Annotated in this window: 28 protein-coding genes; all 28 read left to right on the top strand. The window is 47.4% G+C overall.

Going from position 1 to position 25,691, the window contains the following annotated elements:
- The 28 genes from WC743_RS03615 to WC743_RS03480 all read left to right on the top strand — a co-directional run bounded on the left by WC743_RS03615 (nucleotide 1) and on the right by WC743_RS03480 (nucleotide 25,661).
- Nucleotides 1-291, top strand: coding sequence for a DUF4134 family protein (locus WC743_RS03615; protein WP_373010419.1), 291 nt, complete (start codon nucleotides 1-3; stop codon nucleotides 289-291).
- Nucleotides 292-515: 224 nt separating this feature from the next.
- A complete protein-coding gene (locus tag WC743_RS03610; protein ID WP_373010418.1) occupies nucleotides 516-821 on the top strand; it encodes a DUF4134 domain-containing protein in 306 nt (101 codons plus the stop codon).
- Complete coding sequence (locus WC743_RS03605; protein ID WP_373010417.1) at nucleotides 821-1,108, top strand: plasmid transfer protein; 288 nt, start codon at nucleotides 821-823, stop codon at nucleotides 1,106-1,108. Before WC743_RS03610 ends, WC743_RS03605 begins: the two co-directional genes overlap by 1 nt.
- Complete coding sequence (locus WC743_RS03600) at nucleotides 1,086-3,509, top strand: TraG family conjugative transposon ATPase (protein ID WP_373010416.1); 2,424 nt, start codon at nucleotides 1,086-1,088, stop codon at nucleotides 3,507-3,509. Before WC743_RS03605 ends, WC743_RS03600 begins: the two co-directional genes overlap by 23 nt.
- Nucleotides 3,506-4,189: a hypothetical protein gene (locus tag WC743_RS03595; protein ID WP_373010414.1), complete on the top strand. Its 684-nt coding sequence runs from the start codon at nucleotides 3,506-3,508 to the stop codon at nucleotides 4,187-4,189. Before WC743_RS03600 ends, WC743_RS03595 begins: the two co-directional genes overlap by 4 nt.
- Nucleotides 4,186-4,722 carry an MT-A70 family methyltransferase gene (locus tag WC743_RS03590; RefSeq protein WP_373010413.1) on the top strand — a complete coding sequence of 179 codons (537 nt, stop codon included), beginning with the start codon at nucleotides 4,186-4,188 and terminating at the stop codon, nucleotides 4,720-4,722. Before WC743_RS03595 ends, WC743_RS03590 begins: the two co-directional genes overlap by 4 nt.
- Entirely contained in the window at nucleotides 4,719-5,384 is a 666-nt protein-coding gene (locus tag WC743_RS03585; RefSeq protein WP_373010412.1) for a hypothetical protein, read from the top strand. Before WC743_RS03590 ends, WC743_RS03585 begins: the two co-directional genes overlap by 4 nt.
- On the top strand, nucleotides 5,381-6,046 hold the full coding sequence (locus WC743_RS03580) for a hypothetical protein (protein ID WP_373010411.1): 666 nt from the start codon (nucleotides 5,381-5,383) through the stop codon (nucleotides 6,044-6,046). The genes WC743_RS03585 and WC743_RS03580 overlap by 4 nt, the downstream gene beginning before the upstream one ends.
- A gap of 166 nt (nucleotides 6,047-6,212) precedes the next feature.
- Nucleotides 6,213-6,887 carry a hypothetical protein gene (locus tag WC743_RS03575; protein ID WP_373010410.1) on the top strand — a complete coding sequence of 225 codons (675 nt, stop codon included), beginning with the start codon at nucleotides 6,213-6,215 and terminating at the stop codon, nucleotides 6,885-6,887.
- Entirely contained in the window at nucleotides 6,884-8,041 is a 1,158-nt protein-coding gene (locus WC743_RS03570; protein WP_373010409.1) for a plasmid transfer protein, read from the top strand. Before WC743_RS03575 ends, WC743_RS03570 begins: the two co-directional genes overlap by 4 nt.
- 75 nt (nucleotides 8,042-8,116) lie before the next feature.
- The gene (gene traK / locus WC743_RS03565; RefSeq protein ID WP_373010408.1) at nucleotides 8,117-8,731 is read left to right on the top strand and encodes a conjugative transposon protein TraK; all 615 of its coding nucleotides are present in this window, start codon (nucleotides 8,117-8,119) and stop codon (nucleotides 8,729-8,731) included.
- Nucleotides 8,709-9,131: a hypothetical protein gene (locus WC743_RS03560; protein ID WP_373010407.1), complete on the top strand. Its 423-nt coding sequence runs from the start codon at nucleotides 8,709-8,711 to the stop codon at nucleotides 9,129-9,131. Before traK ends, WC743_RS03560 begins: the two co-directional genes overlap by 23 nt.
- Before the next feature lie 39 nt (nucleotides 9,132-9,170).
- Nucleotides 9,171-10,352 carry a conjugative transposon protein TraM gene (traM, locus tag WC743_RS03555; RefSeq protein WP_373010406.1) on the top strand — a complete coding sequence of 394 codons (1,182 nt, stop codon included), beginning with the start codon at nucleotides 9,171-9,173 and terminating at the stop codon, nucleotides 10,350-10,352.
- A 2-nt stretch (nucleotides 10,353-10,354) separates the two neighbouring features.
- On the top strand, nucleotides 10,355-11,149 hold the full coding sequence (locus tag WC743_RS03550) for a DUF4138 domain-containing protein (RefSeq protein WP_373010405.1): 795 nt from the start codon (nucleotides 10,355-10,357) through the stop codon (nucleotides 11,147-11,149).
- Nucleotides 11,150-11,166: 17 nt separating this feature from the next.
- The gene (locus WC743_RS03545; RefSeq protein ID WP_373010404.1) at nucleotides 11,167-11,382 is read left to right on the top strand and encodes a hypothetical protein; all 216 of its coding nucleotides are present in this window, start codon (nucleotides 11,167-11,169) and stop codon (nucleotides 11,380-11,382) included.
- A gap of 1 nt (nucleotide 11,383) precedes the next feature.
- Entirely contained in the window at nucleotides 11,384-16,864 is a 5,481-nt protein-coding gene (locus WC743_RS03540; RefSeq protein WP_373010403.1) for a helicase-related protein, read from the top strand.
- Nucleotides 16,865-16,876: 12 nt separating this feature from the next.
- Nucleotides 16,877-17,533, top strand: a complete 657-nt coding sequence (locus WC743_RS03535; RefSeq protein ID WP_373010402.1) for a hypothetical protein — start codon at nucleotides 16,877-16,879, stop codon at nucleotides 17,531-17,533.
- A 66-nt stretch (nucleotides 17,534-17,599) separates the two neighbouring features.
- On the top strand, nucleotides 17,600-19,606 hold the full coding sequence (locus WC743_RS03530; protein ID WP_373010401.1) for a type IV secretion system DNA-binding domain-containing protein: 2,007 nt from the start codon (nucleotides 17,600-17,602) through the stop codon (nucleotides 19,604-19,606).
- Between the two features lie 72 nt (nucleotides 19,607-19,678).
- Nucleotides 19,679-20,056 (top strand): hypothetical protein, encoded by a 378-nt coding sequence (locus WC743_RS03525; RefSeq protein ID WP_373010400.1) that lies wholly within the window; start codon nucleotides 19,679-19,681, stop codon nucleotides 20,054-20,056.
- Nucleotides 20,057-20,070: 14 nt separating this feature from the next.
- Nucleotides 20,071-20,484, top strand: coding sequence for a hypothetical protein (locus tag WC743_RS03520; RefSeq protein WP_373010399.1), 414 nt, complete (start codon nucleotides 20,071-20,073; stop codon nucleotides 20,482-20,484).
- A gap of 20 nt (nucleotides 20,485-20,504) precedes the next feature.
- Complete coding sequence (locus WC743_RS03515; RefSeq protein ID WP_373010398.1) at nucleotides 20,505-20,912, top strand: hypothetical protein; 408 nt, start codon at nucleotides 20,505-20,507, stop codon at nucleotides 20,910-20,912.
- Nucleotides 20,909-21,376, top strand: coding sequence for a M23 family metallopeptidase (locus WC743_RS03510; RefSeq protein ID WP_373010397.1), 468 nt, complete (start codon nucleotides 20,909-20,911; stop codon nucleotides 21,374-21,376). Before WC743_RS03515 ends, WC743_RS03510 begins: the two co-directional genes overlap by 4 nt.
- Entirely contained in the window at nucleotides 21,330-22,511 is a 1,182-nt protein-coding gene (locus tag WC743_RS03505) for a zincin-like metallopeptidase domain-containing protein (protein ID WP_373010396.1), read from the top strand. Before WC743_RS03510 ends, WC743_RS03505 begins: the two co-directional genes overlap by 47 nt.
- On the top strand, nucleotides 22,512-23,288 hold the full coding sequence (locus tag WC743_RS03500; RefSeq protein ID WP_373010395.1) for a DUF4099 domain-containing protein: 777 nt from the start codon (nucleotides 22,512-22,514) through the stop codon (nucleotides 23,286-23,288).
- Nucleotides 23,288-23,884, top strand: coding sequence for a hypothetical protein (locus WC743_RS03495; RefSeq protein WP_373010394.1), 597 nt, complete (start codon nucleotides 23,288-23,290; stop codon nucleotides 23,882-23,884). Before WC743_RS03500 ends, WC743_RS03495 begins: the two co-directional genes overlap by 1 nt.
- Entirely contained in the window at nucleotides 23,868-24,326 is a 459-nt protein-coding gene (locus tag WC743_RS03490) for a PH domain-containing protein (RefSeq protein ID WP_373010392.1), read from the top strand. The genes WC743_RS03495 and WC743_RS03490 overlap by 17 nt, the downstream gene beginning before the upstream one ends.
- Before the next feature lie 55 nt (nucleotides 24,327-24,381).
- Nucleotides 24,382-24,660: a hypothetical protein gene (locus tag WC743_RS03485; RefSeq protein WP_373010391.1), complete on the top strand. Its 279-nt coding sequence runs from the start codon at nucleotides 24,382-24,384 to the stop codon at nucleotides 24,658-24,660.
- A 212-nt stretch (nucleotides 24,661-24,872) separates the two neighbouring features.
- Nucleotides 24,873-25,661, top strand: coding sequence for a hypothetical protein (locus WC743_RS03480; RefSeq protein ID WP_373010390.1), 789 nt, complete (start codon nucleotides 24,873-24,875; stop codon nucleotides 25,659-25,661).
- Nucleotides 25,662-25,691 lie beyond the last annotated feature (30 nt).

Genomic DNA, 25,691 nt, shown 5'->3' with positions numbered 1-25,691 from the left:
ATGAAACTCTTCCTGTCAGGTTGCTGCTGCTTTTTAAGCGCAGCGGCATCCGCGCAACCCGGCATCGCCGAAATGCAGCAGGCTAAACAAGACCTGTCTTCATCCTTCTTCTCGGCCTTCGATTGCGCGATGATCCTCGCTGTCTTGTTCGGCCTGTTAGGCGCACTCAGAATATACCATAACTGGCAAATGGGCAAGGACCGGATGGATTCGGCCGTGGCCGCGTGGTTTTTCGCTTCATTTTTCATGATCCTTGCGGGTCCATTTTTACGGGCATTATTCGGAATCTGAATGCCTGCCTATACTGAAGCTTCCACCCGGAAGCTATAAAAGATTTCTGTCTTTACCTCCTCCAAAAAAAAACCGTTACAGGTTTAACCATGCAGCGTTAATGCTGCCATCCCCTTGGGTGATTTAATCGGGGCGTTGTTCGTGATCTGAACGCTCTTTTACGATAACCGGCTTTCTCCAGGTTGGCCTTAAAAGATCTCCGCCTTTATTTTTTCTCCAATTTAATGTTTACAAAAACAAAAAAATTATGGGCTTCAGCCGTATTGCTGGCCCTGTCACTTCCGGTATTTGCGCAAAGCGGCGTCAACGGCCTGAACACAGCTACCTCCACCTTAAAAACCTATGTCGCCCCGGTAACAAACATCACATTGGTGATCGGCGGTATCGTCGGCATTGTCGGTGCCATTCGCGTGTATTCCAAATGGAATTCAGGTGATAACGACATCAATAAGGAATTAATGGGTTGGGGCGGCAGTTGCGTCTTTCTCGTTGTTTCCGCGTTGGTGATCAAAGCTTTCTTCGGCTTATAATGGTCCGGAAGTATCCTGTATATAAGGGGCTGCAACGGCCCCTTATATTCAAAGGGTTTAAAGGCAAATTCATTTATTGGGGTATTGCCTCCCTTCTTGCGGGCCTGGTATTCGGCGCACTAACGATGTCACTGGTCAATATGTGGCTGGGTGCCATGGTCTTGATCGGCTTTATTGTCGGCGGCTTGCTATTTACCGCCAGCAAACAAAAAGGCGGCCTTCACTCTAAGAGCCGCAGCTCAAACATTTACATCCTTAATCATTATGGCCGTAAAAACCTTGTTTAACATTCCTTATGCAGGAGTGGATAGAGATGGTGAATACGATCTGCTCATCGGCCTCAATGGCGAATGTTCGGTAGTTATCCAAATGGTAAACCCGGTCATCCGCTATTCCGCCTACCCGGCAGGATATGAAGAATTTCACCATCTGCTTATTAATGTCGTTAAAGTTTTAGGTGATGGTTACGTCCTGCAAAAGCAGGACATCATCAGCCGCTCGCCTTACAAATCACCACCGGCAAGCGAATACCTGCAAAAACAGTATAATGCTCATTTCGATGGCCGGGAATGTCTGCAGGTCACCACCTATCTAACCATAACTCGCCAGGTAAAAAAAGGCGCGTTTTATATTTATGACGCCCGCGTTTTAAGGGATTTCAGACAGGCCATTGGCAAAGTTCTGGATATTGTTACTTCTTCAATAGCGCTCAATGAACGTCAGCTCAACCAATTGGTGTTACAGCTGCTCAGCATGGACTTTGGCCGGCCCAACATTGTGCTCAATAATCTTTTACCATCTGAAAATGAGGTAAGAATCGGTGAAAAATCGGTGCGCAGCATCAGCCTGGTGAATATTGACAGCATCGACCTGCCACCGGAGGTAGCAACACATATAGAGCTAAATGATAAGGAGAGCATGCGCGGGTTCCCCGTAGATTTCCTGTCCTTTCTTTTTAAGGTGCCGGGTGTGGATGTGATCGTTTATAACCAGGTCATTGAAATACCTAATCAGGTAGTGACACTCCGAAAGCTGGAACAAAAAAAGAAAAGGCATGCCGGTATACCTGATCCTGCCAACCAGCTATGCGTAGAGGATATTGATCTTCTGCTAAATGATGTCGCCCGCGAAAACCAGTTATTGGTAAACTGCCATTTTAATATACTGGTGGCGGCACCTGCTTTCGCCATCCAAAAGGTGGTCAATTTTATAGAGAGCTCGCTCTTTCAGTTAGGCATCATACCCAGCAAAAATGCTTACAACCAGATGGAGCTTTTTCGTACAGCCTTGCCGGGAAATGGTGTAGAGCTGAAGGAATACGATTGGTTCCTCACTACCTGTGATGCGGCTATCTGCTTCTTTTTTAAAGAGTCACTGCCGAGGGACGAGCCCTCTGATTTCCTATTAAGGTTTACCGACCGCCAGGGTATTCCGGTTGGGATGGATCCGGCAGACCTGCCGATGCGCACAGGCCGGATCAACAACCGCAATAAATTCGTGCTCGGCCCCAGCGGGTCAGGTAAAAGCTTCTTTATGAACGCCATGATTGAGCAGTATATGCTCTATAATATGGATATGGTGATCGTGGATACCGGACACTCTTATTCAGGTCTGTGTTCCTATTACAAAGGAAAATATATTACCTACACAGATAAAAACCCCATTACGATGAACCCGTTCCGCATTACCGAGGCGGAATATAACATTGAAAAGAAGGATTTCCTCTGTACGCTGATCGGGGTAACCTGGAAAGGGGCCGAAGGAACGCTAAGCCCGGTAGAACGCGATGTGATCGCTAACGTGATCTCTGCCTACTACAGCCAGTTCTTTGCTGAAAATGGCGATTTAAGCTTCAATACTTTTTATGAATTCTCATTAAAAAAAATCCCGGACATCAAGACTGAGGAAAGGATCGTGTTCGATTTTGACGAGTTTAAATATGTCCTGAAAAAGTTCTACAAGGACGGTGAGTTTGCCCGGTTACTGAATGAAGACACCGATAAATCATTGTTTACCGAGCGCTTTATTGTCTATGAAATTGATTCGATCAAGGAAAATAAGACCCTCTTTCCACTCGTCACGCTATCGATTATGGACGTTTTCATCCAGAAAATGCGATACCGGTCGAACCGGCGCAAAGCTTTGGTTGTCGAAGAAGCATGGAAAGCGATAGCAAGCCCTTTAATGGCGGGCTATTTACTCTACCTCTACAAAACCGTTAGAAAGTTTTGGGGCGAGGCAATTGTCGTTACGCAGGAACTTGGTGACATCATCGGAAATGCTGTAGTAAAGGACAGTATTATTAATAATTCCGATACCATCTGCCTGCTGGATCAAACCAAATTCAAGGATAATTACAACGACATCGCTTCCTTGCTTGCCATCAATGAAACCGAACGCCGGAAGATATTCACCATCAATCAGCTGGATAATACCGAAAATCGCGGCCGGTTTAAGGAGGTATATATCCGCCGGGGCGCGGTTGGCGAAGTATATGGCGTAGAAGTGTCCTTGCACCAGTACCTCACTTATACAACAGAAAAACCGGAGAAGTCGGCTGTAGAGAGCTACACCAACCGCTTCGGTTCTTATCCCGAAGGCCTTGACGCCTTTATCCGGGATCTTAAAGAAAGCGGTAAATCATTGCCCGCCTTCATTTCACAGGTTAACCAAGATCAACATTCATGAAAACAAACATTTTTAGATGGTCGCTTTTAACTGTTTTGTTATTGTTCATAACCCATCATAACACACGTGCACAGACATTGACGGTTGATCCCACCGTATCCGCTGCAATTGCTGTTAATGCCAGCACCATTAACGGACAACTCAACACCACGAACAACAAATTAGACCTCATCCAAAAGGGACAGCTCGCAGTCAGCAGCCAATTGGTTATTGTCAACAACCTGCAAAACAAGATCTATCAGGGCTTGAGCCAGGTAGCTTCTGTTATTAATAATCTCACTACGATCAAGGAGATCGCGGAATGCGGTATCGACATTGTCAATGATGTGGAGGCATCGGTCACACTGGCCAAATCCGACCCGGTATTGCTGCTGTTTGCCGAACAGGGCGCACGTGACTTTCAAACAAGAGCGGCAACGCTCGCGGCAGACGTAAGTGCTTTTGTCCTGAAAGGAGGAACAAATAACCTCATGGATTCCGGTGAACGCGGGAAGCTCCTGAACCACATCGCCGATGAAATGCGCATCCTGCGTGGTATAGCATACGGCATGGACAGGGCCATGTACTGGGCAAAGATCAATGGCATTTTCCGCTCCCTTAATCCCTGGGCGGAATGGCAGAACCAGGACGTCAGGATCGCCAATGATGTACTGACCAACGCCAAATACCTAAAGCAATGAAACACAACGTAATTATGGCCTGTCCGCCATGGAAGCAATACTGCATTTACCGGAGGTCGCACACAGGGCTGACAGATAACATTTCACGGAACGCTTTCAGGGCAGCCAGGACCTTCGAATTTCTGGATGCGTGCCTGAGGGACATGACCTCGGAAGAACACTACCTATTTATATGGGCGAAAGGAAAGTTCGCTGAGGAATGCCGGGTATATATGAAACGCTTAGGTTACCATTATAGAGGCTACCTCATGTGGTACCGCGCCAGGTGGAAGCGGGGAAGTTCCGGAAAAACTCTGGAATACCTCATGGTGTATGCGAAGGGTGATCAGCAAGCCACTGAAATAGAATTGCCAGACGCGATTAACTCACCCTTCACTGGCCTGGTGTCGCAAAAGAGAGAAAAGCCCGAGGATGTCTATAAGTTCATCGAAAACCTTTTTCCCTTTAGCAGCAAGCTGCAAATTTTTGGCTTTGTGAACCGGAGCAGTTGGACCTCGATCCACTATAATCCTAAGAAAATTCTTAACTTATGAAATCACTATTCTTCATCCTCGCCTTCCTATTAAACCTGACCGCTAAGACCTTTGCCCAGCAAAAAATACTGGATATCCCAGCCTTGCATCAACTGGTCGACGAGTCGGAATCTGAAAATAAACTTCAGGTAAAAGCAAAGAACCAACAAGCGCTGGCGACGGCGAACGAACAGGCCAACCTTACCTTACTGGATAAAACAAAGGCGATGTACCGCACATTGCAGCAGCGCTATAACACCCTGGGGACTGCCATTAATATCGCAGACATCGGCATTTACGCGACACCCATGGTGAGCAGAATCGTCAGCAACCAGGCACAGATCATCCAGCTGGTACAAAAGAATCCTGCGCTAATTGCTATCGGATACCAATCCGCCCTGCAATTCGCATCACAGGCCAAAAGCCTCGTGGCTTATGTTACGGGTTTGTCCCTTTCACTGGGCGATGTCAACCAGATGAAAGCATCCGATCGGAAGCTGCTTTTTGACTACGTGATCTCTGAACTCAGCAATATCCAGGATTTATCCGGTAACATGCTGGGTATGATGCAGTATTCCACCATGGCCTCCCTGCTAAGAGCCGCAAATCCTTTCCAGAATTTTATTGACGCCGATAAGTCTATCGCCGGTGACATCATTCAAAACGCCAAATATTTAAAATGAAAAGCTTACTTATAACATGCTTATTAACGGTTGCTTTTCAAGCTGTAAAAGCGCAGCAGTATGTAATCGACTACCAACACCTGGTAGCGGTTTCTCAAAATGCGGCTGTCAGAAGCAGCGCCGAAACCACCCATGACCAGTATCTCGGCAAGATCAATACCAATATTAATGATCTCAATACCAATATAGGTTCCGTGGTGCTGGCGCAAACGATGATCTATGAGGGGCTCTCCAACGTGAATTCAGCCCTGAAGGACGGGCTTGCCGTTAAAAACATGGCGATGATCATTGCAGATATGACCGGTTATATCAATCAGGCCCTGGATATGGCCAGGAGCGAACCTTATCTGCTGTTAGTTGCCGGAAATATCGCCTCGGAAATGCGAACGCGGTCATTTGCCCTTATTACTGATGTTTCGGGGTACATCCTAAAAGAGGGCGACAATGTACTGGCTGATTATAATTCCCGCGACCAGCTGTTAAGAAAAGTGGTTACCCAACTACAAATATTGGATGGCTTGGCCTATGGCGCCTGGAAGGCCATGTATTGGGCAAAGGAACGCGGGGTGATCGCTTCCCTTGATCCATTCGCTGGTTTCATCAGCCAGGATATCCGGATCGTCGATCAAATCATTCAAAACGCCAAGTATTTAAAACAATGACCATTATCCGGTATAACCGGGTGATAGCCTGATTGCCTTTTAAAAAACAAATTAAATCATGAAAAAATTCTTAATTCCACTGCCATTGATATGGATAGCATTGATCCATCAGTGTCTCGGTCAATCTGCGGCTCAGGACAAAGCCGTCCGGTACCAGCAGGAACGTATGGTCTATCTGCAATGGGACCAGAACAAGTTTGAACCTAAGGCCGGGTTTCTTAGCCTTAACCCTTATTACTGGCTAACCTGGGGTTTATTTCACCCCAGTTACCATAAAACGGACCTTCGCCCGTTAAGCGCGACAGGGCCGCAGACCCAACGGCTGGCATTAGTCGGTGCTATGAGCAGTACAGATAGCAAATATAAACTGCAATCAGATACCGTTCGAAACACGGCGTTATCAGAAGTAGCCAACCAATCCGGCCTGGTTTCAGAGGCTGACCCGTTATGGCAGCTCTATTACAGCAGCGAGCTAAAACCAGTCCTGAATAATTCCATGGCGTCCATCTTAGCCGGGCTCTCTCCACAGGTGAGCGCCAAACTCGTTTCCGAGGGCCTGTACGGCTGGTATAAAAATGAGCTGGATATGTTGAAAGAACGAATCCAGGCCGCGCACACGACCACCATGGACCGGGGTTCCCGCATCCTTGCTTATCACCGCTACCTGATGGAATATCGAAGGCTGGCCGGTGTTTGGGCGATCCGGACATCATCGGCGCAAGCTACCTTAACTATGACCGCACAGCAGCAAAAGCTCAAAGCTAACCAGGTGACGGTAACCAACTGGACGCCGCAAACGGACATCCAGATCGCTAATCAAGTTTTACAACACCTGCAATGAAAAAGAAAATAATTTTGTTACTACTGCTATGCTTTTGTATCACAGCAGTATTTGCCCAAACGGCTACGCTGCCTGATGACGGCAAAGCATTACAGTTTTTACAGGGCGACGGTGTCTATGAAGCCGGTGTAATGGTATTTTTAAAAGGGCTCAAAAAGTCCATTTGGACACATTTTGATCTTTTCATCACCGATGCCAAAGCCCTTTCCGCCATTTTTATGATCATCTTTTTCGCCATCAAGTCATATGAGATGATGGTTGGGGATAAGCAATTAGAGATCATGCCACTTTTAAGGCCTTTCGGATTGGCCATGATTATTTTATGGTGGGGCGTGTTCGTTAAAATGATCGCGTTTCCTACGGATATTGTAACTAATCAAACCGAACAAATGTTCAATAGTGAGCAGGTGACCGTAGACAAGCTACGGCTAAACCGCTCCAACCTGATGCTGGCGGTCGCCAATTCTCTCTATACTTACCAGGCACAAACCGAAGTCGCTGAAAAAGAGAGCGACACCTGGTACGGCCAGGCCTGGGATACCATCACCAGCCCGGTTAAGCAGGGGATCAGCGGCGTGGTTACTTCCTTGCTTGAATTAAAGAACCGGCTGCAGGTGGGGCTCCAACTGCTATTTACCCAGCTCCTGGAGTTATTGGGTATCTGGATACTCCGGATCGCGGTTTACATCATCTTTATGATACAGATCATTTACTCGTCAATCCTGGTAATTCTCGGGCCTTTTGCAGTCGCGGTCAGCATCCTTCCGGCGTTTCGTGATAGTTTCAGCACATGGGTAGCGCGGTTTATTTCAGTTAACCTATATAGCGGCATCGCCTACCTGATCATGTACCTCACCGGGCTGATGCAGGAATATGCGCTGACATCCGAAATCAGCAAGTATAAAGAACTGGTCGGTGAAAATGGCCTGAGCGCCAACCTCGAAAAAATGGCCTGGTTTGCGGGAAACGGTATCCTGTCCTTTGGGACCGTGATTATTGTATTCCTGATCGGCGCGATCTGTATGTTTACCGTGCCCAGCATCTCTACCTGGATCATTTCTACCTCCGGTATCAGTTCGGCCACTTCCACTTTTGGCCGCAGTGCAGGTACAGTGGTCAGTATGGCCCGGAAGGCTACCGGCAGCTTTTTCTAAAGTTTCTTCCTTTCTCCTTTTAATTCCAGGCTGTCCCGCAAAAGCGGGCCGGCCTTTTTTATTAACCCATTTATTATGATCATAAAAAATATAGAAGCCAAGGTAAGACTGGCCACCTTTATTGCGGCAGGCAGCTTGATAACCTCACTGATCATTGTTGGTATGAATTGCCTGTATGCCTTTAAACTGGTTTCCAATGCGCAGAAAAGCATTTATATACTGGATAACAATATTCCCATCTTGGCCAGGCAGACCGACGTGCAGATGAACCGGCCCGCTGAATACAGGGCTGACGTCGATCTGTTTCATTCGCTGTTCTTCTCCTTAACGCCGGATGATAACTACATGGAGTACCAGATGAAAAAGGCCATGTATCTCGTGGATGAATCAGGTATGCAGCAATACAATAATTTAAAGGAAAATGGTTTTTTTAACTCCATTCTTTCTTCAAGTTCTGTATTAACGCTGCAAACAGACTCCATCTCAGTGGATATGCCCCGGCATTATTTCCGTTACTACGGCAAGCTAAAAATTGACCGGCGCAGCTCTACCGTTGTCCGCTCCCTGATTACCGAAGGATACCTGAAAGACATCCCCCGAAGTGATAATAACCCTCACGGTGTCCTGATCACCAACTGGAAAACATTGGAAAATAAAGACCTGCAAGATGTGGAAAAGAATTCATTCTAACAGGGATCCAAGGGATACCCTCTATAGCGAAATCCACAAAGAATTCGCTGCCTACTTTTTAATAGCCGGGAATGCCGGTAAACGTCTGGCGGCTGCTTACCCGAAGTTCCTATTTGGCTGCATGATCTTATTAATGGCAATGTCGCTTGTCCTATCGTTTACGGTTTTCCGCCACCCGGAAAAAACTAACATGACAGCGACGCAAAAAGTCAATCCCGTAGCCGATGGCTTTGACCAGATCATACAGGTTACCGGCAATATTCGGGAAACTATCCGCCTCAAAAAACTGGTTGATAGCCTTACAGCTAAAAAGCTATTAACAGTGCGTGACAGCACCTTACTGGATAGCGCCCTGGACAGGCTTTCCAGGATCAATAAGAAAGCGAGGGCTAAAAATTAGCCTGATGACGCTCTTAAACCATGTAACTAATTAAATCTTATGAAAATCAATTTTAAGCAGCCCAAGTATGTGCTGCCCGTCATCCTTTTGCCCTTTCTCTGCCTCTTCTTTTATGCATGGCACAGCGGTTTTTCAAAGCCAAAGCCGACCGTGAAAGAGACCGTTGGGCTAAATGGTTCCGTTGGTCAGGTCTCCGCCGACGTACGTAAAAAGCAATTGGCCGATAAACTTGATGCCTATCGAAATACCTACAAGGAAGCCGATGGTTTAACCGCTGTAAATGTAATTCCGAGGGAAAATTCCAGTAACCCGGCTTACAGCAATGACTATTCTGACCAGCAGAAGAAAAAGCTGGATTCCATCCGTCAGGTCATGAAAATAAAGTTCGGTCCTGATGCCGACCCGGTGGCAAGGAATATACAGGAGGGGCCTGTCAATCATGACCGGCAGGTTGCCAAAGCCATAGAGGCCATGAGCCGTCGGCAATCAAACGTGGCGCACCCTGTAGAAATCACACCAAAAGATAAAGATCCAATGGAAGTTTTCAAGCAGCAAATGGCCATCATGGACAGCATCAATAAGCAAAATGACCCGGCTTACAAAGAAGAACTCAAGAAAAGGCAGGCTGCCGAAAAAGTTGCGAAGCTGAAAGAAAATCAGATCAAACTGACCGTCGAAAAAGCGGATGCCGTATCCGGTGAATTTAATACAGTGCTTCCTGTAAAAGAACCTGCCTTTATCAGTGCCGTCATTGATGAAAATGTTACAGGTTACGCCGGCTCCCGGTTAAGGCTGAAATTGTTGGAAGACATTAAAGCCGGTAATAACCTGATCAAAAAAGGGACCTACCTCTATGCCCAGATTAACGGGTTTTCGGAACAGCGCGTTACGCTGGCGGTGAGCTCCATTCTTTTCGACGGAAGGATCCTCCCGGTCAAATTGGAGATTTACGATATGGATGGCCTTCCCGGCTTATACGTTCCGTCATCAGCCTTTCGTGATTTTACCAAAGATTTAGGTAGTAATTCAGTGCAGGGAGTAACCATCGATGGCAGTTCGGGCAACAGCCAGTTTATCATGAGCTCACTGGACAAAGTATTTCAGTCCACCTCTTCAGCCATCGCAGACCTCATACGCAAAAACAAAGCAAAGCTTAAATACAATTCCTACCTCTTTTTAATAGACGCCGACGCGTTGCAAAACGCGCAAAAAAATTATTAACCATGAAAACGATCTTATTCTTCTTTTTAGTGCTTTGCGCACCAAGATTATATGCACAGGACAAACTCTCTGTAGTTTATTTGCCTGAAAACCTGACCATCCATTTTATCTCACCGGAACCCATTCAGTACGTGGATATTTCCACCAAGGAGCTGACCGGTGACCTGCCGTTCAAAAACGTATTGCGTTTAAAACTACGGGACTCCCTAAAATCTTTTTATGGCTCCGTCGTCACCATAGCAGGCGAAAAATTTATTGCCCAATACAAGATATTACCAGGTTATCCCGGCGTACCCACCGAGATAAACATCGTTCAGGACGACATGAAACCTTTGGACATCTCAGGCATTGGATTCTCCCAAAACCAACTGAAAAGTTTAGCGCTGGGCCTCATTGCCAAAAGTCCCGATAAGCGGATGGAAAAAGTGAAAGCCTTCGGGATCAAAGGCCAGCTAAACCACGTCTATACCGTTGGCGATTATATCTTCCTGGATATTTCCTATCACAACAAAACGAATCTGAGATACGACATCGCCGACTTCCGGTTCAAGGTAGATGATAAAAAAGTAACCAAGGCCGCCAATAATCAGTCGGTAGAGGTCAAGCCGGAGTTTGTGCTCTTAACCCTGCCCGCTTTCTCCAAAAATTACCGGAACATCTTTGTCTTTAAAAAGATGTCTTTCCCCGGAAATAAGGTGCTTCGCGCGGAACTCAGCGAAAAGCAGCTATCCGGCCGCATCGTTACCTTAAGTATTTCCTACCAGGACATCCTTGATGCAGATACGCTGCCCAATTAATTTTTTAGCATTTTCTTATGACTGACTCCATAGCCTACGATTATGTAAAGCTGGTATTGGAAGAAGAATTTTTCAGGACCTATCTGAGGTTCTCCAACCACGGGATTCTCCACTACGAGCTTACGAATATCCTCGAACTCTGTGCGCCTTTGGTCACAGGCCTTGACGAGGACGACCGCTTTTTAAAATATGAAGTGATCGGAACCATAGCCAATTATTTACAGGAGGTGTGACATGGCATTTAACCCGGTAAGGAAGATGGCAGACAATATTGCGGCCATCCGGATCGCCCTGGAATTTACCGGCCAGGCGCTTTCTGAAACCGATTTGGAAACACTAAAGAAATATGCTGGTTTTGGCGGCCTCAAAGCCGTATTGTTTCCTCCCGGCGAATTAGCCGGATGGGAAAAGTACGGCGCGTCTGCCGCCGACATCAAACTTTACCCCCAGGTCATGGAATTACATGCCCTGCTCAAAGAAAAATTACCTGCGAAGGAATACAAGACTGCCATTGATGCTTTGAAGAGCAGCTCCCAAACCGCTTATTATACACCGGACTATATTCCCCGGGCCATTTATTCGGCTATGGCCGAATGTAATATTTTGCCGAAACGATTGTATGAGCCAAGTGCCGGGGCTGGTGTCTTCATTGATGAAGCGGTGCGGGCATTCGGGAATATCGAACAGGTAACCGCCGTAGAAAAAGACATCATAACAGGTAAGATCCTGACGGCAATCAGTTCTGTTCATGCCATTCCTGTTGAGGTACAGATCAAAAAGCTGGAAGAAACGGCAGCCACCGAAAAGGCGCAATCGGATATCGTCATCAGCAATATACCCTTTGGCAAGATCGCTGTACACGACCCGGCCTATAACAAAAGCGGCATCTCTGCCAAAGTTCATACTTATTTCTTCGCCAAAGGGCTGGATAAGATCAAAGACGGCGGCATCCTGGCCTATATCGTTACCGACGCTTTCCTTAATAACCCTTCTAACGAGGTCGCCCGGAAATACTTGTTTACCTCGGCGGACCTCTTAACGGTAGCTGTTTTACCAGCGAACCTGATGAAGGAAAATGCGAACGTCGAAGTGGGTATGCACCTGATACTGGTTCAGAAAAACGATACCAAGGAAACCCTTACCGAAGCGGAAAGTCAGCTGATCGATACCGTGGAAGTAGAAAACTCATTTGGCAAATACCATTTGAACGCCTGGCTGGCAGATAAAAATGAACTGGTTTATGCCGACGAGATCATTGAAGGTACGAACGCCAGGGGAAAAGCTTCACGGGTGGCGTGGCAAAATGGCGATATGCTGGATATCGTACCCGCGCTTAAAGAACAATTGATAGGCGGTTTTGCTAACCTGGATTATGCCAAATGGGAAGCGATTTCCTTTACCAAAAAAGAGGGACAACTGAAGCAGTTTACCTTTTTACCTGTACCCGTGCAAGGAAAAGTAGCAGATAAAGGCGGGATGAGCTTTGGGCAGTTAGGTTTGTTCGATGCGCCTTTACCTGCCGACCAGGATAATAAAGCGCTGGCGTACCTGGATGATCTGGACAGGCAATTTGTGGACGCCGGGACAGCGCGCATCATCAGTACCATCCGCACCACCGCCAGGCCGGTGCACGACAGCATTGTACTGGTAACTGCCCGTGGCAAAGCGAACAACCGGTATAACTATAAACTGTATAGTAACCTTTCGGAGATTTCATTCCCCGCAAAATGGTCGTCCGGCGTTACTCTTGGTCAGGAACTGGATGCGCTGTCCGTAAAGCTGAAGCAATTCGGCCATGACTACCGCTATGAGGGAGATTCCTCTTTGGAGCCCGCCTTTAAATTATTACCAGACCGGCCAAAGGCGTTCACCGACCTGAAACCTTTCTACATCAAGGACACCCTGGTCATCTTTAACGGTAAGCTTGGCCTGATTGGTGAGCCGCATAACTTTGAGGCCGCATTTGAACCGCTTGACCCACAGCCGGAACTGCCTTTTTATCAGGATTACCTGAAGCTGCGGGATATCTACCTGGAACTTTCCGGCTATGAAAATGAACATGCGATCCAGTTCCCCGAACTGCGTAAATCGCTGAACTTTTATTACGAAGACTTTATCGCCAAATACGGGGAGCTGAACAAAAACAGCAACCGGAACCGCATATTTAATGATGCTGCTTTAGGTTTTAAGATCATTTCCTCCCTTGAAGTCAGGGACCAGGATAAATTTGTCCGTTCTGATATTTTTTATGGCCCGGTTTTCCAGCAAAAGGAAATGCTGAAGACGGATAACCCTAATGAAGCGCTGGCACGCAGCCTGAATGATACCGGGCGGGTTGACCTGCCGGTTATTTCGCGGATCACAGGCCTGACAGCCGATGAGGTCGTCTATCAGCTGGATAACCAGATCTACTTAAACCCCAAAACATCAGCATGGGAAACCGCCGACAACTACTTGTCCGGCAATGTCGTGGAAAAACTGGCGATCGCTGAAAAGCTGGCCGGGGAAGATCCGCAAAACCTGCAATTCGCCAGGAGCCTCGCTGCCATCCGCAGGGTGCAGCCCGAAAGGATACCCTTTGAGCGGCTTGATTTCAACCTTGGCGAGAGATGGGTGCCGGTTGACTATTATCAGCGCTTCGCGACAGAGCTCTTCAAGCTGGATACCAAGGTAAAATACCTGGGTTCCCTCGATGAGTATGCGGTAAGTTACGATAAGAAGGGTAACACCATTACCAACGAAGAATTTTCGGTTACGCCAAAAGAAAGCCATAAGGTCAAAGGCCGTACCCTGCTGGAATACGCACTCCTGAACACCACCCCGCATTTCACCTATCCCGTTGAGCAATACGGCACAGTGGTCAAGGTGCCGGATACCGAGGCGATACAAAATGCACACCGGAAGATCGACAATATCAGGGCGCGCTATCTTCTTTGGTTGTTGGAACTGCCCAATGAGGACAAGCAATTTTTAGAAAAACTATATAACGATACTTACAATTGTTACGCCCTCCGGGAATATGACGGCAGCCACCTGACCTTTCCGGGCCTTGACCTGAATGCGCTTAAAATTCCCGCGCTCTTCGACTCGCAAAGCAACGCGGCCTGGCGGCTTATCCAGAACAATGGCGGGCTGATCGACCATGAGGTCGGTTTGGGCAAAACGCTGACGATGATCATTTCGGCTATGGAAATGAAACGCCTCGGTATCGTCCATAAGCCGATGATATTGGCTATGAAGGCCAATGTACGGGAAATTGCAGATACGTTCAGACTGGCCTATCCCAACGCCAAACTGCTGGCTGTCGGTCCAAGCGATTTTGAACCGGCTAAGCGTAAACGCATCTTTCATGAGATCAAGAACAATAACTGGGATTGTATCATCTTAACGCATGACCAGTTCGGTAAAATACCCCAGGACCCTGAAATTGAAAAACAGATCCTTGAAATTGAACTGACTAACACCGAGCTTGATTTGAAGGCTATGGAAGAATCCGATGAGGATGTTTCCCGGGAAATGCTCAAGGGCCTGGAAATCGTGAAGGAAAACCTTGAAGCCAGGCTGAAAGAGGCTATAAATAAGATCAATCAGCGGAAAGACACCGGAATTACTTTCCGGGAAATGAATGTCGATCATATTTTTATTGACGAATCCCATAAGTTTAAGAACCTGACCTTTACCACGCGACATAAAAAGGTCGCGGGTTTGGGCAATACGGCAGGCGCACAAAAAACGCTCAACATGCTTTTTGCCATCCGCACTTTACAGGACCGCGCCGACAGTGACCTGTGCGCCACCTTTCTTTCCGGCACGCCGATCTCCAATAGCCTGACCGAAATGTACCTGATCTTCAAATACCTCCGGCCACGCGAACTCGAAAGACAGCGTATCTCCAATTTTGACTCCTGGGCGGCAGTATACGCGAGGAAGACGGTCGATTTTGAGTTTACGGTCACTAACGAGATCAAGGCCAAGGAACGATTCCGCCACTTTATCAAGGTGCCGGAACTGGCCCTGTTTTATAACCAGATCACTGATTATAAAACCGCCATCCATATCAATCTCGATAAGCCGGAAATTGATGAAACGCTGGTTAATATCAAACCGACCGCAGACCAGCAGGAATTTATCAAACGGCTGATGCAATTTGCCAGAACGGGCGACGCCCGGTTGATCGGCAGGCGGCCGCTGACCAAAAAGGAAGATAAAGGCCGGATGCTGATCGCCACCAACTATGCCAAAAAAATGGCGGTGGATATGCGCCTGATCGACCCGGAGAAATATGCAGATAACACCGGGAACAAAGTCAATGTCTGCGCCAGTAACGTAGCGGAAATTTACCACGAAAGCACCCAGCACAAGGGTACACAAATCATTTTCTGCGATATTGGCACACCCAAGACTGATGAATTTAATGTTTATGACGCGCTGCATGGTAAACTGATTACCGAATACGATATCCCGGCTGCCCAGATCGCTTTTATTCACAACTGGGATTCTGCAACCCGCCGCAAGGAACTCTTTAAGAAAATGAACGCGGGCGATATCAGGATTCTGATGGGCAGCACGGAAAAAGCAGGAACAGGACTGAATGTACAGGAGCGGGTCATTGCCATGCACCATTTGGATATTCCCTGGAAGCCATCTGAACTGGAACAACGCAATGGCCGCGGCGCCCGGCAGCGTAACTGGCTGGCTAAGCAGTTTTACGGCAATAAGGTCAGAAACTTTATTTATGCCGTGGAGCAATCGTTGGACAATTACAAATTCAACCTGCTAAAAAATAAACAGATCTTCATCAGCCAGATGAAAAATAACGAGCTGGCAGGCAGGAGAACGATTGACGAGGGCGCCCTGGACGAGCAAAGCGGCATGAGCTTTTCCGAGTACATCGCCATTCTATCGGGGGATACTTCCTTACTGGAAAAGACCCGGCTTGAAAAAAAGGTAGCCGAACTCGAAGGTTATAAAAGTGCACATTTCAAAGAGGTTTCCCGAAGCCGGTATTTATTGGAAGACCTGGAAAAGAAAAGCAGGGAAACGCAGGCCACGCTGCAACTGGTTCACCAGGACGAAGCCGCCTACAAAAAGGCATTAAAATTCGATGAAGACGGAACGAAACTTAATGCCCTGAAACTGACAGACGGTTTCCCGGTGGATGTGGCAGCGATCGGTCAGCAACTGATCGAATTGTACAAAAGCTGGACCCCTGAAGATGTAAACAAACCCGAACTGCCTTTAGGAGAGTTGTATGGATTTGACCTTTTTATCAGGCGGAAAGCACAGTTAGTGGAAAAGGGCCTTACCAGCCGGATCGAGCATGTCACCTCGCTATATGCGGAAAGCCGCACCACGGCCATCAAATATATGCAGAATGGCGGGGCACCGAATATCGACAATCCTAAGCTGGCAGCGCGGTATTTTCTGGATGCCATTAACCGGGTGGTCGGTATGGCCGAACGCTACGAAAAAGAGCTGGAGGACATCAACCGTCAGATACCGGAAATTCGTGAACTTACCCAGCGGCCATTTGACCAGGAATATGAACTGGCTTCGCTCAAGAAGGAAAAGGAAAGGCTTGAAGCTGAAATCAGCCATAAGATCGCTGAAAACGATAAAAAGGCGGCGGCACAACATGAACTCGATATGCAGGCTGAGAAAGCCGGCGAACTAAATGAAGGCGCCGAAGTCCTTACGGCAACTATAAAACGTTAAGTAACACAACAGATGGAACAGGATAATAGTTACAAAGGGCCTTTTCCCGTTTTGGAACTGGCCGGAACTGAATTTTATATCAATGGTTACGAATTAGCGCTTATCCAGGTCGGTCAGCCGGAAAATCGCATTGATATGATGGAAATGTTAGTGCTGGACGATCACGTGGAACTCTGGTATGACGCTGAAACCAAAAAGGCCTATGACGGACCTGCCGATCAAATGCCCGGCACCGTGGAGCTTTATTGGCTATATCCTTTAGCTGCAATGGACCCGCTCGGGAAAACAGCCTGGTTAGACGAAAACCGCCCGGGATGGGAAGCGGATTATGTGACAGATTTGCCAGTCATATCAATTGCGGGCAAAGATTTCTTCGTGGATGACAGGCGAAATGGCTTCCGCGACACGAAGAACAACTGGAACATGATCGCTTTTACGGATGTAACCATGGTTGACCAAAAAACCGGGATCTATATTGATAAACGGGTAACGCAGGTCCCTTTTCCGCATGAATTTGATAGCTATAACCCGCCGGATACACTACCCGGGCATATTGTATTTGCAGAGGTTCCGGACGGTCGCCAGTTAGCACAGTTATTACTCGAACACCAAAGCCGGAAAGAAAATCCGGATAACGTTCCGATTCTACATGACCGAATAGGTCGCTGACTTCAATTTTGCCTTACAAGCCACCCGTAATAAACCGGTGGCTTTTTCATCTACACAATTTATGAAATGGACGAAACGCGTGAGCAGCAAAAACTCCACGGGTTTTTGCAATGTGCGATCTACTTATCCCTGCTATTGGAAGCAGCGATTTTTATCTACCACGATGCCCCTTTCTGGGGTATCTTTTTTACCCCGCTGGATAAGATCAGTCACCTTATTATTTACTCGAATCTGGTCTACAGCAAATTGGCAACGTTTGGCCTGATCTGCCTGGTCAGTATCGGTACGCTGGCAAAAAAGAAAACAGACCTCGACCCTAAAAAGCATATTGTTTACCCCCTTGCGCTCGGTCTGTTTTTGTTCTTCGGCAGCCTGGTCTTTCAGGGGCGCGCCTCACCTGAAGCGTTCGCCTATACCAGCTGGTATGAATTGCTTTACATGATCTGCTCTTTCATTGGCGCACTTCTGATGAGCCTGTCTATGGACAATATCTCCAAGTTTATCAAATCCGGCTTGGGTAAAGATATATGGAACACCGAGGCTGAAAGTTTTATGCAGCCGGTAAAGTGCATCGATACCCCGTATTCGGTGAACATCCCTATGCAATTCTATTATAAAGGGAAGGTACGAGACGGCTGGATCAATATCTGCAACGTTTTTCGCGCAACGATGGTAATCGGGACGCCAGGCAGCGGCAAGAGCTTCTCGATCATCAACCCATTTATTAAGCAATTGATCGCCAAACAATTTGCGGTATGCTTATATGATTTCAAGTTTCCCGACCTCGGCCAGATCGCTTATTACCATTACCTGCTCGCCAAGCAGAACGGCAAGCTAAAAGGCTTTGCCTTTCATGTCATTAATTTGAATGACATGGAGAAAAGCCGCCGCATCAACCCCTGGCGCGCAGATTATATCAGGTCACTGGCCGATGCGGCTGAAACAGCCGAGGCACTGGTGGAAGCTTTAAAAAAAGGGGATCGTTCCGGTGGCAGCGACCAGTTTTTTACGCAATCGGCCATCAATTTCTTAGCATCCTGTGTGTACTTCATGAGTAAGTACAAAGGCGGTATTTATTCCAGTTTGCCTCATGTGCTGGCTTTGCTGAACCGCTCCTATGAAGAGATATTTGATGCCCTGACCTCGGAGCCGGAACTCCGCTCCCTATTGTCGCCATTCATGACCGCTTATAACGCAAAAGCGTTCGACCAGTTAGAGGGACAGATCGGTACGCTGAAGATATTTATCAGCAGGCTCGCCACGAAAGAAACGTTTTGGGTCTTTTCAGGCAATGACTTCGACCTGAAAATTTCAGCGGAGGAAAACCCGGGCATGCTGGTGCTGGCCAATGACCCCAGCACACAGAATATTAACTCTGCCTGCTATTCCATTGTGCTGAACCGTCTCACCAAGCTGATCAACTCAAAGGGTAACCTGCCTTCTGCGCTGATCGTTGACGAAATTCCCACAATTTTTGTGAATAAGGCCGAGAACCTGATCGCGACCGCGAGGAGTAACAAAGTGGCATTTGTGATGGGCTTGCAGGAGTTAACGCAATTCAGCCAGCAGTACGGCAAGGATACGGCTGCCACCATGGTGTCCGTAGTAGGTAATGTGCTATCCGGTTCGGTACGCAATAAAGATACATTAGAGTGGCTGGAACGCTTGTTTGGCAAGTCCAAACAGCTGGGTGAGAGCCTTTCCATAGACCGCAACAAAACATCGACATCCCTTAATGAAAAATTGGAGGCGCTGATTCCCGCAGGCAAGATCGCCTCTTTAAATGCGGGCGAGATGGTTGGCATGATCGCCGCTGACGCGCAGGAGAAGTTTACCGGCCAGTTTGAAACCTCTGCCATCAACTGCCGGGTGAACCTCAATATGGAGGAGATCAGGCGGGAAGAAAAAAGCTACAGGCCGCTCCCGGCCTTTTATGACTTTGGAGGCAAGCTCGATGAAAAGCTTCGTCAGAATTTCAACCACATCAGCCAGGAGATTCAGGACATGGTGATCGGCTTTAAGCCAAAGGTTTCGGCCGGTCCGGTCAAGGCCTCTATGAAAAAAAATCCATAAGCACCAGCCCTCCTTGCTGAAACCTTAAAATCCAAAATCATGACAAATGAAGATTTAACGGGTCGGATCGTAATGGTCCATCCGGAACTCCTGGACGACCCTGCGGAAAAAATGGGCGAGATGGGAACGATAACCGCTGCCGATATAGCGGAGGACCTGGTCCGGGTGAAATTTGATGACGACCGACGCGGGCTATATGCCACGAATGCTTTGTTGGTGTTTAAACCATCCGACGAGATCTATCAGCATCTGAAACAGGACGTAATGATTTTATCGCCGGATGTTTTTAAGGACCTGAAAGCTATCGCCTTACTGCTGGACTATAAAAGAACCGATTTTCAGCAAAAGGCCATGGAAATCGCACAGCATAATACGCAGGTGATTACCTACGCAATGGTGTCGCTTGAAGACAGCCTCGGCCTCAACCAATCCTATAAACGGGGCAGATAACCTTAGAACAGCATATGATGGATGACGAAACTTTAAACGGAACGCTGGTTATGGTAAACCCGGTGTTATGGGATGACCCTGCAAATCGCATGGGGCAGATAGGCGTTATTTATGAAGCAGATACGGCGCACGACTATTTCATTGTGCGCTTTGACGACAAGGAAAAGTCGGCTTACAGCGCTGACGCCCTGTTGGTGCTAAAATCGCCTGATCAGCTTTTTGAATATATAGAGAACCATTCTGCCACCTTATCCCCGGAAATTTTAAAAGACCTGAACAGCATGGCGCTATTGCAGGAACATGGACGGCTCAAGCATCTGAAGACTGCTTTTGAGCTTGCCCAAAGCGATGATAATTTAACCCTTTACGGCATGATAAGCCTGGAGGAAAGCCTCGGCCTTAACCAAATCTATAAACGGGGCAGATAACAAATCTAAACAACAAACCGATGATTAATGAAAATTTGGCCGGAACACTGGTTCTGGTATTACCGGACGCTGAAAATAGTCCCGGTGAAAAAAAAGGACAGGTCGGGGTACTGATGTATGCCAGGTCTGAAACGGAAAACTATGTGCGTTTTCCCGAGGGCGGTGAGGCATTTTATCCCGCCGGTCAGGTGCTCATGCTGAAAGATAAACAGCAGGTCTTTGACGACCTGACAAAAAACGGTTCCTCCATGCCGCTCGACGATTTTAAGGCCATGTACAAGATCATGCTCCTTCAGGACAGGGGCACCTCACAAGCTTTATACTCGGCATTGGCCATAGCGAACGATCAGCCTGGCGTGCAGGAAAAGGTATTGGAATCCATTCATCCCGTCGAAAAACAGGAACTGGCCAAAACGTACGGCCGATGAAAATACTGATCAGCTTTTGGCTGGTCTGCCTTCCGCTCAAACACCTCAAAATAAATTCTGATTACGGCTATCGCATTCACCCGCTAACGGGCAAATATGCCATGCATGAAGGCGTGGACCTCAAGGCCCGCCACGATACGGTCTATGCTATCCTGGATGGCCAGGTCAGATCAACGGGATATGACGATGGACTCGGTGTCTATATCAAATTAGATCACGGTGAAGTAGCATCTGTTTATGGTCACCTGAGCCAGATCCTGGTCGGCACGAACGATAGCGTTGCTGCAGGTGATCCCATTGGGATAACCGGCGCCTCAGGGCATGTGACGGGCGAGCACCTGCACCTCAGTATCTGCTACAGGCACAAATACATCAATCCAATAAAATTTTTATATGAACTGCTAAAAAAACAAGAACATGAACGACAAAAATTTCAAAGCACTCCCGATCCAACTTTCGAATAAGCTGGTAGCGGAAATCAAAGAGGGAAATTCCCTGTTTCAAAAACCGGTTAAAGAAAACGGCCTGCCAGCCTTTGTTACTCCGGTTAACCCGGTGACAGGAAAAGGTTACAGCGCCATGAATGCGCTGATCCTGGGTATGCAACGCCATGATGACCCGCGCTGGATGTCAGCCGATGCCGCCCGCTATGCCGGCAACTGGGTAAAAAAGGATGAAAAAGGCACCCTGATCGAGTTCCCGAAAACAAGTGATATTCAGGCCATCCGCACCGCTGAGGGCAAGGTGATCAAAGACGATGCAGGCGTAACCCAAACGAAAACGGTAGAATTTGACAAACCGCAGCGCGGCCAGGCTTTCTTGTTTAATGGAAGCCAGCTGAAGGACATGCCGCCGTTGGAAGAGTTCCTGGCCAAACAAAGTGAAGCTCAAACGCTGTCACCCATCGAGCGGGCCGCAAAATTAATTGAAGACAGCAAGGCGGTGATCATTCACGGCGGCCAGGAGGCCTATTATGAAAAGCAGCGGGATGTTATTTTCATGCCGGAACCGGAACAGTTTGAGAACGAAACCAAATACTACCAGGCTGCTATCCATCAACTGGCACATTGGACAGGACATGAGGATCGTTTAAACCGCCCGATGGAGGGCAAATTTGCTTCTCTGGATTACGCCCGTGAAGAATTACGTGCGGCGATCGCTGGCATCCTGATCGGCGGAGAACTGAAGATCGGTCATAATTTCGGTCAGCAGGCGGCCTATATGAGCACCTTCGCCAAGATCCTTAAGGACGAGCCTTTTGAAATTGCCAAAGCTTCCAGGGATGCCCAAAAGATTGCCAACCTGCTATTGGGCGTTACTCAAAAACGGGAGCAAAAGCAGGCTCCTGTAGTCGCAGGCTTCCAGAAAGGCGATGAGATCGCTTATATGGATACCACCTATAAAGTTTTGGAAACTTACAAGACCAAAAGCATCAAGGTGGAAGATGGCGTTGGCGCACGTAAAGTGCTGAAGCCGGAATATGGCCTATATAAATCACTGTTAGAGGCTAAGGCCAATCCACGGGAGCCTGACCTGGTACTGGAGGAAGAACAGGGCCAGGTCGAGGAACATGGGCAAAACCACAGAATAGGACGATAAATGAACCTCGTTAGTTTTCATGAAGATGATCTCCCGATCCAGGATCTGGAAACCATCGGGCTGGCCGCTGGCGGCCAGCTCCTGTTAAATGTCGATGACCTGAAAGCGTTGCTTTCCGGTCGCCGGACAGGTTTACTTGAATTGCATGATCTTGAAACCGATAACATCAAGATCAAATCCATCAATGCCAAGATCTCACTAAAGCCGAATGAACAGGGCAAACTGGATCTACTCATTCACCCGATTTACCGCAAAGCGGAAGTTCCCGATTTGTTAACCGACAGCGAGGCCCAACAATTACGCAAGGGCGAGGTCGGCAGCTTACTAAAGATCACGCTCGATAACCACGGTAATAAAAAAGAAATGCTGGTCGAATATGATCCTGAAACCAAGGAATATATCGTTTCCGATACGGATAAAATACTAGCGCCGGATATGGTGAATAATGAGTTTCTGACCCCTGCGCAAAAGGAAAATTACCGCAAAGGCAAGGAAGTGCAGATTGCAGACGGCACCAAATTCAGTTATTCCGGAACAGACCACCATGGCATCCGCTCCAACAAGCTGGCGCTGGTTGCGTCCATCCTGATCGATGGCGGCCTTTCGTACATGGTGTATAAAGGACTGAACGCTTTATTTAACCAGAAGCGAGAACCTAAAGCAGCTGAAAAACTGAGTCCCGGTTATTACAAAGCGATCAAGGACATTGAAAATCAACATGGCTTTGTTCCGCACCAGTTTGACCGCACCTATACCCGTGGCGGCCGCTCACGCTGATGAACAGGCTGTTAACAAGGCTTGGCGTCTCCCCGGAGATCCAGGCCTTTTTTAATGTCACAGCCGACCTCTCATTTAGTTATGGTGACCAGTGGGAACATTATGGCGACGGTTTTCATAAAGTCCCGACTACACAAAACCTCTGGATAGCCGGAGGGGATTATGCGTCGCAGGTGATCATTACCTATTCGGCCATGGAGGCGGTGGCATTTATCACACTTAACCGCCACCGGTGTGCCCGGCTGGACCAGCTTGCTTTTGTGGCCATTGGCAACAGGCTGCACGCTGAACAGGTAGCCTGGATCGGGAAAAGTTTTCCGGGACGTAAGTTTACGCTGGTATTCGGTAAAGACCTCCTTGGTCATATCACCGATATCAAATTAACCGCCGGAATAAAAAAAATCCCGATCAGCATATTTCATGCCGGTCACCAGGTCATGATTTACCGGGGGGAGCAGCTACAGGTTTTTAACAGCGAACAACTCAGCCTGCATGCTTTCCAGGAGGCCTTCAGCATCCGTCCGCGTTTCCGGACCGCTAAGCCGGTTCAATCCTTAACATTTTTAGATCAATTGAAATATGACGCACAACGATGATATTTTATTAAAGCCGGCCATGCTGTTCGCGTTCCTGAAAGCCTTGCCGCTGATTTTACTGGCCATCACTTTTCTTTTACTGGCCTGGTGGCTGTCGCCCTACTTTATTTTATTCGGCCTGGCTGTATGCGGCATGGCCTGGTACAGGTTGTTGTACATCCGCAGTTTTCAATATTTAATAACGTCGGAATATATCCGGATAACCCGTGGCCTGTTCTTCAAACGGGTTGACCAGGTGGAAATGTTCAGGGTGAAAGATTACATCATTACCCAGTCTTTCCTATTACAGTTATGCAGGCTGATGTACCTTACGCTAAAAAGTACTGATCCCGAAAACCCGGTTTTCCAGTTCCAGGGTATCCCTGAATCCACCATTACCGATACCATCAGGGACAGGGTATTGTCCGCCCGGAAAAACAACAATATTTACGAATTAAATTGAAAAAAACCTTGCGGATTGCTAAATAAATTAGTAATTTTAAGTAATAATTAGAGTCATGAAAGCCATTGTACGCAATATTTTATTGGCATGTTTAATTTCTATGTTTTGCTTTTTCGGCGCTGTTGGCCGAAAGCATCCCAAAGAAAAAATGACGCCGGCGCAGAAGGCGGAGGCAAGAAAAGAAACACTGACCTGTTTATCGGTAGCTTTTTTAGCCTGCGGGTTGTGTGCCTGGCGGTGCAGCGTGCTCAATCGAAGATTAAATGAAGAACGGGAATACCAGCGCCGGTTCAACGAATATATGCGCAGTTCTGCATTTAACCGTTATTATTGATCGTAGAACAATAAATAACTATTTTTACATCATCTTAAAGCGGGCTCCTCGCCTGCAATTGTGATAAGGTTTAGGTTGAAAGGTCCCGGCGGCGAACGCTTAGGGGCCTTTCTTTTTAATCCTTACACTTCAGCATTCCCACCACAATTTCAGGAATAGCTACAAGCGGCTAACTAATTGGCCGATAAACATTACACAAATCAGCATGTATCATGGAAGATAAATTGGAATTAATTGCGATTGGCGCGACTCCTTTTATCATCGATAAAGATCAGCGCGAACTAAAGCAGTTTAACAAACCGGACAATATTATACGCTTCGATGACCTGAAAGAGGAAGAGGGTTATTATTCTACCAAGTTCGACAAGAACCGGAATAACCTGTCAACTGAATGGCTGGAATTTGGTAAACATTACGATCACATTATTAACGTGATCATTCCGGCGCCTATTCTCGATGCCTCAGAGGAATTGTCTGATGATTTTAAACAGGATCTGAACAGGTTAAGCCATGACAGGGAATGGGGATTTTACCTCGCTGATGAGCCTACCGCGCTCCGCTTATCGGGTGTATTGCCGCATATTGATCTGGCTGGTACCGATTTTACCGTTGACTGGCGTTTAAAGGAGCTAAGGGAAACCGAAGAACCCTGGAAAAATATCAGTCTAAGGGATATGGAAATGTCGGATAGCGGAGAGGAATACCTCTGCTTTTATCATACCGAAACCCACGAGTTGTTTGAACCGGATGAAGACCTCTTTGAAATGCCGGAAAATGTAGTTGTACTGGAAATACCTTACGAAATAAAATTAGACCCGGTTGCGGTTGCAAGGGAATATGGGATCGGGGAAACTGATTTATTAGCCGACCATCCTTTTCAGATGAAATTAGCGGCCAAGGTTACACCCTTGTCAGAAACCGGGCTTTCCAAATTCATTGAAGAAAATATCAAAAACCGGAACGATCAGCAGCAGGACCGCGGCTCTAAACGCGGCAGATAAAACGGGATGAATACCCCGATTTCTACCGGT

The organism is Mucilaginibacter sp., assembly GCF_041660805.1.
Lineage (GTDB): Bacteria > Bacteroidota > Bacteroidia > Sphingobacteriales > Sphingobacteriaceae > Mucilaginibacter.
Note: the sequence above shows the minus strand (reverse complement) of the source record. Positions and strands in the feature narration are given on the sequence as shown.

Coding starts and splice junctions, on each gene's coding strand:
- WC743_RS03615 (WP_373010419.1), top strand. CDS start 1: ATGAAACTCTTCCTGTCAGGTTGCTGCTGCTTTTTAAGCGCAGCGGCA.
- WC743_RS03610 (WP_373010418.1), top strand. CDS start 516: ATGTTTACAAAAACAAAAAAATTATGGGCTTCAGCCGTATTGCTGGCC.
- WC743_RS03605 (WP_373010417.1), top strand. CDS start 821: ATGGTCCGGAAGTATCCTGTATATAAGGGGCTGCAACGGCCCCTTATA.
- WC743_RS03600 (WP_373010416.1), top strand. CDS start 1,086: ATGGCCGTAAAAACCTTGTTTAACATTCCTTATGCAGGAGTGGATAGA.
- WC743_RS03595 (WP_373010414.1), top strand. CDS start 3,506: ATGAAAACAAACATTTTTAGATGGTCGCTTTTAACTGTTTTGTTATTG.
- WC743_RS03590 (WP_373010413.1), top strand. CDS start 4,186: ATGAAACACAACGTAATTATGGCCTGTCCGCCATGGAAGCAATACTGC.
- WC743_RS03585 (WP_373010412.1), top strand. CDS start 4,719: ATGAAATCACTATTCTTCATCCTCGCCTTCCTATTAAACCTGACCGCT.
- WC743_RS03580 (WP_373010411.1), top strand. CDS start 5,381: ATGAAAAGCTTACTTATAACATGCTTATTAACGGTTGCTTTTCAAGCT.
- WC743_RS03575 (WP_373010410.1), top strand. CDS start 6,213: ATGGTCTATCTGCAATGGGACCAGAACAAGTTTGAACCTAAGGCCGGG.
- WC743_RS03570 (WP_373010409.1), top strand. CDS start 6,884: ATGAAAAAGAAAATAATTTTGTTACTACTGCTATGCTTTTGTATCACA.
- traK (WP_373010408.1), top strand. CDS start 8,117: ATGATCATAAAAAATATAGAAGCCAAGGTAAGACTGGCCACCTTTATT.
- WC743_RS03560 (WP_373010407.1), top strand. CDS start 8,709: ATGTGGAAAAGAATTCATTCTAACAGGGATCCAAGGGATACCCTCTAT.
- traM (WP_373010406.1), top strand. CDS start 9,171: ATGAAAATCAATTTTAAGCAGCCCAAGTATGTGCTGCCCGTCATCCTT.
- WC743_RS03550 (WP_373010405.1), top strand. CDS start 10,355: ATGAAAACGATCTTATTCTTCTTTTTAGTGCTTTGCGCACCAAGATTA.
- WC743_RS03545 (WP_373010404.1), top strand. CDS start 11,167: ATGACTGACTCCATAGCCTACGATTATGTAAAGCTGGTATTGGAAGAA.
- WC743_RS03540 (WP_373010403.1), top strand. CDS start 11,384: ATGGCATTTAACCCGGTAAGGAAGATGGCAGACAATATTGCGGCCATC.
- WC743_RS03535 (WP_373010402.1), top strand. CDS start 16,877: ATGGAACAGGATAATAGTTACAAAGGGCCTTTTCCCGTTTTGGAACTG.
- WC743_RS03530 (WP_373010401.1), top strand. CDS start 17,600: ATGGACGAAACGCGTGAGCAGCAAAAACTCCACGGGTTTTTGCAATGT.
- WC743_RS03525 (WP_373010400.1), top strand. CDS start 19,679: ATGGTCCATCCGGAACTCCTGGACGACCCTGCGGAAAAAATGGGCGAG.
- WC743_RS03520 (WP_373010399.1), top strand. CDS start 20,071: ATGATGGATGACGAAACTTTAAACGGAACGCTGGTTATGGTAAACCCG.
- WC743_RS03515 (WP_373010398.1), top strand. CDS start 20,505: ATGATTAATGAAAATTTGGCCGGAACACTGGTTCTGGTATTACCGGAC.
- WC743_RS03510 (WP_373010397.1), top strand. CDS start 20,909: ATGAAAATACTGATCAGCTTTTGGCTGGTCTGCCTTCCGCTCAAACAC.
- WC743_RS03505 (WP_373010396.1), top strand. CDS start 21,330: ATGAACGACAAAAATTTCAAAGCACTCCCGATCCAACTTTCGAATAAG.
- WC743_RS03500 (WP_373010395.1), top strand. CDS start 22,512: ATGAACCTCGTTAGTTTTCATGAAGATGATCTCCCGATCCAGGATCTG.
- WC743_RS03495 (WP_373010394.1), top strand. CDS start 23,288: ATGAACAGGCTGTTAACAAGGCTTGGCGTCTCCCCGGAGATCCAGGCC.
- WC743_RS03490 (WP_373010392.1), top strand. CDS start 23,868: ATGACGCACAACGATGATATTTTATTAAAGCCGGCCATGCTGTTCGCG.
- WC743_RS03485 (WP_373010391.1), top strand. CDS start 24,382: ATGAAAGCCATTGTACGCAATATTTTATTGGCATGTTTAATTTCTATG.
- WC743_RS03480 (WP_373010390.1), top strand. CDS start 24,873: ATGGAAGATAAATTGGAATTAATTGCGATTGGCGCGACTCCTTTTATC.